The 13,483-nt window shown below is 67.8% G+C and carries 9 protein-coding genes; 5 read left to right on the top strand and 4 right to left on the bottom strand.

Going from position 1 to position 13,483, the window contains the following annotated elements:
• Positions 1-3: 3 nt before the first annotated feature.
• The gene (locus tag NX780_RS16735) at positions 4-990 is read right to left on the bottom strand and encodes an LLM class flavin-dependent oxidoreductase (protein WP_258829014.1); all 987 of its coding nucleotides are present in this window, start codon (positions 988-990) and stop codon (positions 4-6) included.
• 136 nt (positions 991-1,126) lie between these two features.
• On the opposite strand from NX780_RS16735, the gene NX780_RS16730 reads away from it, so the two are divergent.
• Positions 1,127-2,335, top strand: coding sequence for a serine hydrolase domain-containing protein (locus tag NX780_RS16730; protein ID WP_258829013.1), 1,209 nt, complete (start codon positions 1,127-1,129; stop codon positions 2,333-2,335).
• 131 nt (positions 2,336-2,466) lie between these two features.
• Positions 2,467-3,216, top strand: a complete 750-nt coding sequence (locus NX780_RS16725) for a hypothetical protein (protein ID WP_258829012.1) — start codon at positions 2,467-2,469, stop codon at positions 3,214-3,216.
• Between the two features lie 92 nt (positions 3,217-3,308).
• On the opposite strand, the gene NX780_RS16720 is transcribed toward NX780_RS16725, so the two are convergent.
• Together NX780_RS16720 and NX780_RS16715 are read right to left on the bottom strand one after the other, a co-directional pair.
• The gene (locus tag NX780_RS16720; protein WP_258829011.1) at positions 3,309-4,898 is read right to left on the bottom strand and encodes an FAD-dependent oxidoreductase; all 1,590 of its coding nucleotides are present in this window, start codon (positions 4,896-4,898) and stop codon (positions 3,309-3,311) included.
• A gap of 108 nt (positions 4,899-5,006) precedes the next feature.
• Positions 5,007-5,648, bottom strand: coding sequence for a choice-of-anchor J family PEP-CTERM protein (locus NX780_RS16715; protein ID WP_258829010.1), 642 nt, complete (start codon positions 5,646-5,648; stop codon positions 5,007-5,009).
• 362 nt (positions 5,649-6,010) lie between these two features.
• Here NX780_RS16715 and NX780_RS16710 point away from each other — a divergent pair, with 362 nt between their 5' ends.
• From NX780_RS16710 to NX780_RS16700, 3 genes are all read left to right on the top strand, one after another.
• Positions 6,011-8,650, top strand: coding sequence for a TonB-dependent receptor (locus NX780_RS16710; protein WP_258829009.1), 2,640 nt, complete (start codon positions 6,011-6,013; stop codon positions 8,648-8,650).
• Between the two features lie 61 nt (positions 8,651-8,711).
• A complete protein-coding gene (locus NX780_RS16705; protein ID WP_258829008.1) occupies positions 8,712-11,183 on the top strand; it encodes a family 20 glycosylhydrolase in 2,472 nt (823 codons plus the stop codon).
• Complete coding sequence (locus NX780_RS16700; RefSeq protein ID WP_258829007.1) at positions 11,180-12,493, top strand: MFS transporter; 1,314 nt, start codon at positions 11,180-11,182, stop codon at positions 12,491-12,493. The genes NX780_RS16705 and NX780_RS16700 overlap by 4 nt, the downstream gene beginning before the upstream one ends.
• Here the strand turns inward: NX780_RS16700 and NX780_RS16695 are convergent.
• A complete protein-coding gene (locus tag NX780_RS16695) occupies positions 12,490-13,416 on the bottom strand; it encodes a helix-turn-helix domain-containing protein (RefSeq protein ID WP_258829006.1) in 927 nt (308 codons plus the stop codon). The two genes, NX780_RS16700 and NX780_RS16695, sit on opposite strands and share 4 nt — an antisense overlap.
• Between the last annotated feature and the right edge of the window lie 67 nt (positions 13,417-13,483).

Here is a 13,483-nt window from a genome sequence, read left to right as displayed (position 1 = left end):
TACTTAGCCCTTGCGATTGATCTCGGCCGTGATCTCGTAGGCGCGCAGGCGCGCCGCGTGGTCGAAGATCTGCGAGGTGATCATCAGCTCGTCCGGCTTCGTGCGCGCGATGAAGCTGCGCAGCTGGCTTTCCACGGTGGCCGGCGCACCGATCGCGGTGCAGGACAGCACGGAATCGAGCATCATGCGCTCGGCCGTTCCCAGGCTCTCCAGATAACCGGGAACCGGCGGCTGCAGCTTGGTCGGGCGGCCGGTGCGCAGGTTCACGAAAGCCTGCTGCATCGAGGTCGCCAGCAACTGCGCTTCCTCGTCGCTGTCGGCGGCGAACACGTTAAAGCCCAGCATCACGTAGGGCTTGTCGAGCTGCTTCGAAGGCCGGAAGGTCGAGCGGTAGAGTTCGATCGCCTGCATCATCATCTGCGGCGCGAAGTGCGAGGCGAAGGCATAGGGCAGGCCGAGCGCCGCCGCCAGCTGGGCGCCGAACAGGCTGGAACCGAGGATCCAGACCGGCACGTCCAGGCCCGCGCCCGGCACCGCGCGGACCTGGCGGCGTGGCGAGTCGGCAAAGTAATCCATCAGCTCCACCACGTCCTGCGGGAACTCGTCGGCATCCGACGCCAGGTTGCGGCGCAGGGCGCGCGCGGTGGTGTGGTCCGAGCCCGGCGCACGGCCCAGGCCCAGGTCGATCCGGCCCGGGTAGAGCGAGGCGAGGGTGCCGAACTGCTCGGCGATCACGAGCGGGGAGTGGTTCGGCAGCATGATGCCGCCGGCGCCGACCCGGATCGTGCTGGTGCCGGCCGCCACGTGGCCGATCAGGACGGCGGTCGCCGCGCTGGCAATGCCCGGCATGCCGTGGTGTTCGGCCAGCCAGAAGCGCTGGTAGCCCCAGCGTTCGCCATGCTGGGCGAGGTCGAGTGAACGTTGGAAGGAGGTGGCCGCATCGCTGCCTTCAGTGATGGGCGCGAGGTCGAGTATGGAAAATGGGATCATCCGTTCATGATACGCCGAAGCGTATTTTCGCGTGCGAAGGCCCCATTTTTCGCGATGTTGCTTGCCGTACTGTAAAGATTGACCCGTGGCGGACCCGTCTTTATGATCGATCGGACCATTTACCGTCCGATGTCCCATGCCCAGCCATTCGCCATGCCGCCGCACCGCCATCCTCGCCACCGCCCTGCTCCTCGCCGGCTGCGCCCAACTGCCGGGAAAGACCGGGATGCGGCTTGACCAGGCCCGGCTGGCCGAGCTGGACCGCGCCATCGAAGACAATATCTCCGCCCGCAAGCTGCCCGGCGCCGTGTTCCACCTGGAGCGCGACGGCGCCATCCACGAACAAGCTTTCGGCGCCTATACCTACGACGCCGGCGCAACGAAGGTGACGCCGGATACGGTGTTCGACGCCGCCTCGCTCAGCAAGGTGCTGGCGACGGCGCCCGCGGTGCTGTTGCTGGCGGAAGAGGGCAGGATCGACCTCGAAGCGCCCCTGGTGCGCTACTTCCCGGAATGCGCGGGCGGCGGCAAGGACGCCATCACGGTGCGCCAGCTGCTGACCCATTCCTCGGGACTGCCGGCGGGCCTGCCGGCCAGGCCCGCGTGGCAGGGCAAGGAGGCGGCGTATGCGCTGGCCTGCGCGCAAAGCGTGACGCACACGCCCGGCACCTTCTTCCGCTACTCGGACATCAATTACATCCTGCTGGGCCGCCTGGTCGAGCAGGCCTCCGGCATGGGCATCGACCGCTTCGTGCAGCAGCGCTTCTACGGGCCGCTGGGCATGCGCGACACCGGCTATCTGCCGCTCGCACGCATGCCGGCAGGCGCGATCGCGCCGACCCAGCGCGGCGCGGAAGGGCCTGGCGCCGCCCTGCACGGCGACCTGGCTCCCGGCCAGCTGCTGCAGGGCGAGGTGCACGACCCGACCGTGCGCCGCATGGGCAATGTGGGCGGATCGGCCGGCGTGTTCACCACGGCGCGCGACGTGGCGCGCTTCGCCCGCATGCTCCTCAATGGCGGCGAACTCGAGGGCGTACGCGTGTTGTCCGCGCAATCGGTGCGCCTGCTGACCACCAGGCAGTCGCCACCAGGCCTGGCCCTGCGCGGCATGGGCATGGACATCGATTCTCCTTATGCCCAACGCCCGCGCGGGGCCGTGTTCCCGCTCGGTTCCTACGGCCACACGGGTTTCACGGGCTGCATCCTGTGGGTCGATCCGGGCTCGCGCAGCTTCTACGTCTTCCTGTCGAACCGAGTCTATCCTGACGACAAGAGCAACATCCTGCCCCTGTACACCCAGCTCGGCACCCTGTCGGCCCAGGCCGCGCGAGCAGCTCAACCATAAGCCTGTTCGGTATTTTCCGGGAGGCTACCGTGCGCCTCCCTCATTCGTGCCTCTCTACACTCGGACCCCTAAACAATATCTTTTTGATATTGTTGAGCAGTTTGCCCCGAAGACAAATTTAGGAGATTGACATGAAAATGAACAAGCTACTGAAAGGCCTGCTGGGTGCTTCCGTTGCCGCCGCCATGTTCGGCGCCACCACCGTCCACGCACAATCGAGCGATGGTACCCAGAACACCCGCGGCGCCGGCACCAGCGCCAGTTCCAGCATGAACGACCAGAGCAGCGGCAGCTCGTCGGCCAGCGCGACCGGCAGCTCGCAGCAGAAGCAAGGCGCGGACCACAGCAAGACCGGCACCAGCAGCGCCGCCGACACCGGCAGCCCGATGGGTGGCCAGGACCGCAAGAGCGGCTCGAGCACCAGCGGCGCGACCGGTTCCAGCACCAGCGGTTCCATGGGCACCAGCAGCACCACCAGCGGCTCGATGAACGCGACCGGTACCGGCTCCACTGGCGCCACCGGCTCCATGGGCACCGGCAGCAGCGGCTCGACCGGCTCGATGGGCGCTACCGGCACCAGCGGCAGCAGCGGCTCCCAGGGCTGGAGCGGCTATGACAGCCAGGGCGTGGAAGCAGGGCGCACCAGCACCGGCGCATCGAGCGAACCGCCGACCCGTTCGAGCAGCGGTTCCTCGGGCTCGAGCGGTTCGATGGGCACCAGCGGCTCCTCGGGCAGCACCGGCACGACGGGCACTTCCAGCTCGACCGGCACCATGGACGCCACCGGCCGCGCCGGCACCACCGGTTCGACCAGCACCACCGGCACCAGCAGCACCGGCGGCACCACGAGCAGCACCAGCAGCACCGGCCGCGGCTACTGATCCGCAGCTCACACCAGATGCGGCCCGCGCGGCCGCATGCGACACCAGCCCGCGGGCTGGTGTCGTCGTTTACGGTCGGCTAGCGTGGCCGCTCAGCGCACGTTCCGGCCGCGCATGCCGGCGCGCGGCGAACGCGGCGGCGGCGCGCCGCCTTCCTGCAGTTCGACCTTCTCCAGCGGTTCGGGCGCCGGGCCGTGCAGCACATTGCCCTCGATGTCGAAGCGCGAGGCATGGCAGGGGCAGTCCCAGGAACGTTCGGCCGAATTCCAGTGCACGGCGCAGCCCAGGTGGGTGCACTTGGCCGACACCGCGTGCAGGCCGCCCTGGGCGTCGCGGTAGACGGCGATCTTGCGCAGGCCGTCGCGCACCACCGCGCCTTCGCCGGCCGCGATTTCCTGGACCGAATCGACGTCGCCGCCGGTCAGCCATTCGCCGTAGCGCGCCATGGTCTTGGCCTGCTCGGAGGCGAAATCGGCAAGGCCATGCACCGGCTTGCGGGAGGGATCGTAGAGCGCGTAGCAGGGATGGTCGCGGCCCGCGATCAGGTCGTTCACCAGCATGGCGCCGATGGTGCAGTGGGTCATGCCGTTGCCCGAGTCGCCCGTGATCAGGTAGACGTTCTCGTCGTCCATCGGATTGCGGCCCAGGTAGGGCAGGCCGTCGGACGGTTCCATCACCTCGCCCGACCAGCGGTAGGCGACCCTTCCCGCCTGCGGGAAGTGCTCGCGGGTCCAGCGTTCGATCTCGTCGTAGCGGTGTTCCGGATGATCGTCGTGGCCGGTTTTATGGTCCGCGCCACCCACCACCAGGATGTCGTGCCCGAGTCCTTCCGGGCTTTCCAGGCGCACGTAGTAATACGGGTCGCCCGTGTCCCACAGCAGGATGCGCGGCAACGATCCGCGCGGGACTTCCAGGCCGACCACGTAGGTGCGGTAGCCGGCCTGCTTGGTGTGCATCACCACGCGGTCGTTGAAGGGCGTGTGGGTGGCCAGCACCACGGCGCGCGCCCGGACCTCGCCATGGTCGGTGGACACGGTCTGCTGCTGCGCATCGCCGCGCACCCGGTGCGCGTGGGTGCCGCCGAAGATCTTCCCGCCGCGCCGTTCGATGGCGGCGGCGAGGCCGGCCAGGTATTTCAGCGGATGGAACTGGGCCTGGCCGGCATAGCGCACCGCCGGGCCGGTGTCGAAAGGCAGGCCGGGTACGCCGGCGACCAGTTCGACCGGCACGCCGGCGCGCGCGGCGCAGGCATGTTCCTTCTCGAGGTCGCGAAAGCCGTTGCCGGGCAGGGCATAGAGGTAGCCGTCGAGACGCTCGAATTCGCAGGCGATGTGCTCCTGCGCGGCGATCGATTCGACCAGGTCGATGGCGCGCGCATAGCTCTCGGCCACCAGGCGCGCATTGGCCTGCCCGAACTTGTCTTCGATGAAGGCATACCACTCGTCGGGCGGAAACAGGTGGGCGGTGGTGCGCCCGGTCTCGCCGGCGCCGATGCCCAGCGCGTCGATCACCGCCACGCTGCGCCCCTCGCGGGCCGCGAGGTAGGCGGTGGTGAGGCCGGCGATGCCGGCGCCGATCACGCAGACGTCGACGTCGAGGTCGCCGGGGAGGGGAGGCCGGGCGGGCACCTGCGCGGTGTCCATCCAGACCGAAACGGAAGCGCCATTCGTCGTAGCAGCCATGTCATCGTCCTTTCCGAAGAGAAGGCGCCAGGCGCGCCGTCAAGACATGGACACAGTCTACCGGGGCAGAAAAAAATCCGGAGCACGATGGGCCCCGGCTGATGACGCTCAGCGGCGGCGGCTTGCCGCCAGGCCAGCCAGGCCGATGCCCATGATCAGCAGGGTTGCGGGCTCCGGAACATCGCCCTCGCGCCCGTCGACGATGCGCAGCGTATCGAGGCCGACATAGTTCGAGGTGGCTTCCGGACCGGTGTGCACGAAGCCCAGGCGTCCGTCGCCGGCGCGCGCATCGATCGTGATGGAGTACTGCGTCCACCCATCCGGGGCGGTGGTGACTTCCTGGAGGATGAAATCGAGCGGATCGGCGCCGCCGTCGGTGTAGCCGTAGACGACCATGTCGAAGAATCCGGGGTCGTTGGCGCCGCGCAGCCAGAACGTGGCGATCGCCCCGTTCTCGAGCGAAAACAGCGGCGTAAACAGGCGGTCGTCCAGCTGTCCGTTGGGTGCGGCGCTTTCGAAGCTGGACGCGATGTATGCGTTCCTCTCGCCCTGGTGCGCTTCGAATACGTCTGGATTGCCCTGCACCCAGCCCGGTGCAATGCCCGGCGGCTCGCTTGCGTTCTCGAAGATCCATTGCCCCCCGTCTCGCAGGGCATTCACGTTATCGAAATTCTCTACCAGCAGAACATCGGCCTGCGCCGTGCCCATGGCGACGGCACAAGCCAGGGCCAGCATCACCTTCTTCATCATGGTTGCCTCCGTGTGTTCAATCGTGGAACCGCTCTCTCCCAATTGAACTAGCACATTACATGCCACTTGGCCAAGCCATTGATTTTGCTAATAAATTATATATTTCATATCAAATATTATTGTTGTTCTGTAAAACTTTTCGACAGTGCCGGGACGGTCCGGCCCGGCTAGCACGCCGATGTGTCATGCCGATGAAATCGCATCTTCTTAGCAAGATTTGACAAACATGGCCGAAAAGATCACTCCACAATGCCTCCCACACGAGAGACGCACAAACGTCCACACGCGGTCGAGACCGACGGCTGAAGTGAAAGAAGCGGTTCCGGCCCTTCGCGGAATCACCATAATGTTTTGGAGAGAACATGAACGAGTTGATGGCAAGGCAGCAGTACAAGCGCACCGCGATCGCGGTCGGCGTGGCGGTATTCCTCATTGGCCTCGGCAGCCCGGTGATGGCTCAGGAGCAGGTCGAGCCCCAGACCGTGGTGGTGACCGGCGTGCGCGCCGCCCTCGAGCAGTCGCTGCGCCAGAAGCGCAACGCCGACTCGGTGGTCGAGGTGGTGACCGCCGAGGACATCGGCAAGATGCCCGATAAGAACGTCGCCGACGCGATCCAGCGCCTGCCGGGCGTGAATACCCAGTCCTCGGCCGGCGGCGAAGGCGGCTTCGGCGAGAACGACCGCGTCAGCCTGCGCGGCACCAGCCCCAGCCTGCAGCAGACCCTGTTCAACGGCCACGCGATCAGCACCGGCGACTGGTACGTGCTGAACCAGATCGGCGGCAACGTCGGCCGCTCCAGCAGCTTCTCGCTGCTGCCTTCCGAACTGGTCGGCTCGATCGTCGTGCAGAAGAGCCCGACCGCCGACCTGGTCGAAGGCGGCGTCTCCGGCGCCATCAACGTCATCACCCGCCGTCCCCTCGACTTCCGCAAGCCGCTGACCGTGGAAGGCTCGATCCAGGCCAACTACAACGACTTATCAAGCAAGGCCGAGCCCCACCTCTCGGGCCTGGTCAGCTGGAAGAACGAAGCCAGCACCTTCGGCGTGCTGCTGCAGGGCTTCTCGGAAAAGGCCAGCGTGCGCCGCGACGGCCAGGAGATCCTCGGCTACACCCCGATCAGCCCGACCAGCGCGGCCGTCGCCGCCAATCCCGCCTTGCGCGGCGTGGTGGTCCCGACGTTTATTGGCGCGGCCCTCTTCGAGCAGACCAAGAAGCGCCAGGGCGGCGCCTTCGACATCGAGCTGCGCCCGCAGCGCGGCACCAGCATCGACCTGAACGGCTTCTATTCCAAGCTCGATGCCCCGCACCAGAACACCAACTGGCTCGCCGCGCCGGCCAACTCGATCAACAGCATGAACCTGGTGCCGCAGAACCCGGTCATCAAGAACGGCACCCTGGTGGGCGCCGCCTTCACCCGCAATGCGGGCGAGGTCGACAACATCTACCGTCCGGACGCCGGCGGCGAATCCTGGTACCTCGACCTGAACGGCAAGCACAAGGTCAACGACCAGCTGACCCTCTCGGGCAAGATCGGCAAGACCCACGGCGTGGGCTGGGACCGTGACGACGTCTACTACCAGAACAACGTCGACGGCGGCATGGTCTATGCGCTGAACGGCCTGTCGCCGGCTAGCGTGAGCTACCCGGGCGGGAACACCGCATCGCCGGGCAGCACCGCCTGGGCCGGTGGCGGCGAGTCGCAGTCGGTCGACCAGGAAAAGTACGCCCAGCTCGACGGCGAATGGCGCATGCAGGATTCGATGATTTCGGCGATCCGCTTCGGCGCGCGCTGGACCGACCACACCCGCACCGCCGAGCATCCGCTCGAGACCCGTCCGGGCGCGACCGGCTTCACGGCCCCCGGCCCGGCCTGGAACGGCCAGATGTACCCGGGCGACTTCGGCAAGGACCTGGGCGGCAACATCCTGAACAACTACTTCAAATACGACGGCGCGGCCCTCGGCGCCTGGGGTGCGGTCCCGGGCAACCGCCTGCTCGACTACACCCTGCGCCACAACTGGATGAACGAGTTCCAGGTCGGCGAGAAGACCGCGGCCCTGTATGCGATGGCCGACTTCGGCGCCGACAACTGGAGCGGCAACATCGGCTTGCGCGCCGTCGAGACGCGCCAGACGACGATCGTCAACCTGCCGGGCGGCCCAAGTGCCATCACCGGCTCGGCCTTCGGTCCCTATACCCCGACCACCTTCAAGCGCACCTATACCGACTACCTGCCGAGCGCCAACCTGAAGTACGACGTCTCGCCGACCCTGGTGCTGCGCACCGCGCTGGCCAAGACCATCGCCCGACCGGATTATTCGGCGCTGGGCGGCTCGGTTTCGCTCAACGACGACGCCCTGAGCGGCAGCGGCGGCAACGTCAACCTGGATCCGGTGCGCTCGGTGAACTTCGACGTGGGCGCCGAGTGGTACTACGCGCCGAAGGCGCTGCTGTCGGCGGGCTTCTTCTACATGGACTTCCGCTCCATCGTGGCCCAGGGCACCTCGACGGGAACCTACTTCAACAACAAGCGCAACACCCAGACCCAGTACCAGATCACCTCGCCGTACAACACCACCGGCAGCAACAAGGGGATCGAGCTGAGCTGGCAGCAGCCGCTGTGGGAGAACTTCGGCACCCTGGTGAACTACACCCATGCCGACGGCAAGCTCGATGACGGCGGCGAGTTGCTGAACTCCTCGCGCAACACCTGGAACGTCACCGGCTACTTCGAGAACGAGCGCTTCTCCGCGCGCCTGGCCTACAACTACCGCTCGAAGTACAAGGCCGGCGTCGACCGCGGCGCCAGCCAGCACGTGGACAGCATGCCCTCGCTGGCCGCCTCGGTGAACGTGAAACTGAACGAGCGCTTCACCCTGACCTTCGACGCACTCAACCTGACCAACGAAACGATCAAGATGTACGCCGAGAACGAAGACCGCCCGCGCGCCTTCTACTCGAACGGCCGTACCTTCTACGTCGGCATCCGCGGCAAGCTGTAAGCATCGACCTGCAACACGGCGGGCGCCAGCAATCGCGCCCGCCGGCAGCGCAAAGCACAACATGATCCCCACTACCGAACCATTCCGCGACGGCCCTGCGATCGCGATCGCCTGGGAATGCCTGAGCAACTACACGCGCGACGATGCGTTCACGGCGCGGCTCGTGCTGCGGAACGTCTCGCATCATGCCATCGCGCCGGGCTGGGCGATCTGCTTCAACACCTGCCGCAAGGTGCTGCGCGACAGCGTCAGCACCGGCTTCGCCGTCGAGCACCTGAACGGCGACCTGTTCCGCCTCACCATGCCCGGGGGAGGGCCATGGCTGCCGGGACAAACCCATGCCGTGCAATACGAGGCCCTGCACTGGGCGATCAGCATCACCGACGCCCCGCTCGGCTTCTACCTGGAACCGGGAGACGGCGGCCCTCCGGTCGACCTGGGCGACCCCGAGATCGCCCCGTTCGCCCGGCCCGAGCAGCGCCACCGCATGCGCGGCGACCTGCTGCCGACGGCCGATGCGGCCTGGCGCTTCGAGCAGAACGCGGCCCTGCAGCTGCTGCCCGAGAGCGCGGTCGGCCGCATCACGCCGAAGCCGGTGTCGGCGCACTTCGACGGCCGCCGCTGCCTGCTCTCGCGCCACGCGCCGATGGGCTATGAGCGCACGCTGTGGAACGAGGCCTCGCTGCTGGCCGCGATGCTGGGCTCCCTGCCTGGCATCGTGCCCGGCGGCTCGGGCGACATCCTGCTGGAGATCGGCGAGGTGGCGGGATTGGCCGGCAATGAGGCCTACCTGCTCGACATCGAGCCGGGCCGCGTGCGCATCGTCGGCGCCAGCGCCCACGGCGTCTTCAACGGCATCCAGACCCTGGCCCAGCTGCTCACCCCGAACGGCGAACTGCCCACGGGACGGGTGCTGGACGCGCCGCGCTTCGGCTACCGCGGCATGATGCTCGACGTGGCGCGCCACTTCGCCGGCGTCACCACGGTGCTGCGCCTGCTCGACTGCATGGCCAGCTACAAGCTCAACCGCTTCCACTTCCACCTGACCGACGACGAGGGCTGGCGCCTGGCGATCGGCGCGCTGCCCGAGCTGACCGCGGTCGGCTCCCGGCGCGGCGTCGCGCAGGACGGCATCTCCTGCCTGCCGCCTTCCTTCGGCTCGGGCGCCGACGTCGATAGGTCCGCCGGCAGCGGCTTCTACACGGCCTCGGAATTCGTCACCATCCTGCGCCACGCGCATGCGCGCCACATCGAGGTCATCCCCGAATTCAATATGCCCGGCCATGCGCGCGCCGCCGTGGTGGCGATGCGCGAACGCCATCGCCGCCTGCTGGCGGCCGGCGACGTGGAAGGCGCAGAAGAATACCTGCTGAGCGACCTCGACGACAGCTCCACCTACGAATCGGTGCAGCTCTGGCACGACAACGTGATCTGCATCGCGCTGCCGTCAAGCGACCGCTTCATCGACACCGTGGTGGGCGAGGTCTGCGTGCTGTACCGCGAGGCCGGCGTGCCGCTGCGCGTGATCCACACGGGCGGCGACGAGGTGCCCGTCGGCGCCTGGCTCGGCTCCCCGCGCTGCCGCGCCCTGATGGCGGAGAAGGGCTGGGACGTCCAGGACCTGCACGACGACTTCATCGAGCGCTGCCGCGCGATCCTGGCGCGCCACGGCGTGGAGTATGCCGGCTGGGACGAGACGGCCTTGAAACGCGAGGGTGAGCGGATGCTGCCGAACCCGCGCTTCGCCGGCCCGGATTTCCACGTCTACGTCTGGAACAACCGCTGGGGTTCGGGCCAGGAAGACTGCGCCTACCGGCTGGCGAATGCCGGCTACGACGTGGTGCTGTCGAATGCGGCCAACCTCTACTTCGACCTGGCCTATGCCAAGCATCCGCAGGAGCCTGGCTACTATTGGGCCGGCTTCGTCGGCACCCGCAACGCCTTCGGTTTCTGCCCGCTGGACGCGCACGCCATGCCGATTCTGGACCCGATGGGCCATGCGCCCGACCGCGGCGTGCTGGACGCGCTGCAGCCCCTCGACGCGCACGGACGCGCGCGTATCAGGGGCATCCAGGGCCAGTTGTGGGGAGAGAACGCACGCTCGCGCGCCCGCCTCGAATACCTGGCGCTGCCGCGCCTGATCGGCCTGGCCGAGCGGGCCTGGGCGGCGGACCCGCTCTGGCAGGACATCGCGGCGCAGGAAGAGCGCGCCGCCCGCGTACAGCACGACTGGAACGAATTCGCCAACCGCCTCGGCCAGCGCGAGCTGCCGCGCCTGGACCGCGCGCGCCGCCCCTGGGATTACCGCCTGCCTCCGCCCGGCGCGGTGGCGAAGGACGGCCTGCTGCATGCGAATGTCGCCCTGCCGGGCCTGGCCGTCCATTACACTGTGGACGGCCTCGATCCTTCGGTGCACAGCCCACGCTACGCGGCGCCCGTCGCCGTCTCCGATGCGCGCGTGTTGAAGCTGGCCACCTTCGACACCCGCGGCCGCGGCAGCCGCATCGTCACCCTCAACCTGGACCAGCCATGAGCTTCCTGAAAGACCTCCCCGGCGCCGTGATGCCCGAAGGCGCGAGCAAACCGACCCGCCATCCGCTGGCCTGGGTCCCGACCCTGTACCTGGCGCAGGGCCTGCCTTTCTATGCGGTGGCGCTGGTCGCGGGCCTGATGTACAAGTCGATGGGCGTGCCCAATGAGCAGATCGCGCGCTGGACGGGCCTGCTGGGCATGGCCTGGGTGTTCAAGGCCTTGTGGAGTCCTTTCCTGGAACTGGCGCGCAGCAAGCGCGGGGTGGTCGTGTGCTTCCAGCTGGCCGGTGGCTGCGCCCTTGGCGCGATGGCGCTGGCGCTGCAGCTGCCCGCCTGGTTCGGTCTCTCGATCGCCCTGTTCGCGATCGTGGCGCTGGCTTCGAGCAGCCACGACATCTGCGCCGACGGCATCTACATCGCCAGCCTCAGCGAGCGCCAGCAGGCCGCCTACGCCGGCTGGCAGGGCGCCTTCTTCAACGCCGCCAAGTTCCTCTCGATGGGCGGCCTGGTGATGCTGGCCGGTTACCTGGAAGTGCGCATGGGGCCGGGGCCGGCCTGGGCCACGGTGTTCGGCCTGCTCGGCGCGATCATGGCGGGCCTGGGCCTCTACCACCTGTGGGCGCTGCCGGACACCCCGGGCAATGCGCCGGCCGGCAGCGGCGCGCGCAGCGTGGCCGGCACCTTGGTCGACGTGATCCGCGACTTCTTCGCCAAGCCGGGCATCTGGATGGCGATCCTGTTCATCATCCTGTTCCGCGCCGGGGAAGGGCAGATCCAGACCATCGGCCCGCTGTTCCTGCGCGACGCGCGCGAGGTCGGCGGCCTCGGATTGACGACCGCCCAGGTGGGCGCCGTCTACGGCACCGCCGGCACCATCGCCTTCCTGGCCGGCAGCATCGCGGGCGGCTACTTCACCGCGGCGCTGAGCCTCAAGCGCGCCATGCCCTGGCTGATCATCGCGATGAACCTGCCGAACGCCGTGTTCTGGTACCTGAGCGTGGCGCAGCCGGAATCGCTCGGCGTCATCGCCGTGGGCCTGGGCATCGAGATGTTCGGCTACGGCTTCGGTTTCGTGGGCGTCATCCTCTTCATCATGCAGGTGGTGGCGAGCGGCCGCTACCAGACCGCGCACTATGCGCTCGGCACCGGCTTCATGCAGCTCGGCTTCGTGCTGTTCAAGATGGTCAGCGGCGACATCCAGGGATGGCTGGGCTACCAGCACTTCTTCCTGTGGGTGCTGGTGGCGGCCCTGCCGGTGCTGGTACTCAGCCGCGTGGTGCGGCTCGAGGCGCTGCAGAAGCCTGCCGTCTAGCGTTTCTTGATCGGCAGCGCGAGGTGGCCGCGCCACTGTCCGTCCGGCCCGCGCTCGACCCGCTGGATGTGCGGGCGCGCGCTGTCGAAGCGCCAGACGGCCTGGGCCTGGCGCTCGAGCCAGTCCTCGTACATGGAGCGGAAGCGCGGCCACTCGTGGCAAAAATCCAGGCAGGCATAGGTTCCGGCGGGCAGCACGCGCAGGCCCAGGCTGGCGTCGCCCGCTTCCTCGCCCCCGTGCGCGGCGTCGAAGCCGAAGTCGTAGCAGTATTCGCGTTCGCCCGTGAAGCCCGGGTCTTCATCGAACACGCCGTACCAGGGCGCGCCCGGCAGCACCTCGCCGCTCTTCTCGCGTTCGCAGATGAAGCTGTTGCAGGCGATCGAGAGGGCCGCGCCGGACTGGCCGAAGAAGCGCTGGTAGCGCAGGGCGACGGCCGGCAGCTGGCGCACCTCGATGCGGGCCGCGATGCTGCCCGGTTCCGGTGCGCAGTAGGGCGCCAGGATCGCCTCGACATTGCTCGGTTCGGCCACAAAGAAGCTGACGTCGCTCTCGCGCCCGACCTGCTGGTCCATGTACGCGCGCCAGCCGCCTTCGCGCCAGGTCTTGGCCGACATCGCGAACTGCTGCTTGAAGGCCTTGGCGAAGGCCGCGTTGCTGGGGAAACCGCAATCCTGGGCGATGCGCCCGATCGGCACGTCGGGTTCGTGGCGCAGCTGGTGGGCGGCGCGGCGCAGGCGGCGCTTGCGCTGGTATTCGACGGCCGAGAAGCCGGTCAGCTCGCGGAAGATGCGGTCGAAGTGGTAGCTCGAATAGCTGGCCGAGGCGGCCAGGCCGCTCAGGGCAAGCGGGTCGCCGACCGAGTCCAGCATCAGGTCCATGACCTCGTACAGGCGCGAGACGCGCGTCGGGGCCTTGGTGTTCATGGACATGCGGCAGGCAGGGGTGGAACGATACGGCAATACATCGCGTCAGAAGGTTGCTGTTATTACA

Source organism: Massilia agri, assembly GCF_024753255.1.
Lineage (GTDB): Bacteria > Pseudomonadota > Gammaproteobacteria > Burkholderiales > Burkholderiaceae_D > Telluria > Telluria agri.
The sequence above is the reverse complement of the archived record's forward strand: the minus strand, read 5'-3'. Positions and strand labels throughout refer to the sequence as shown.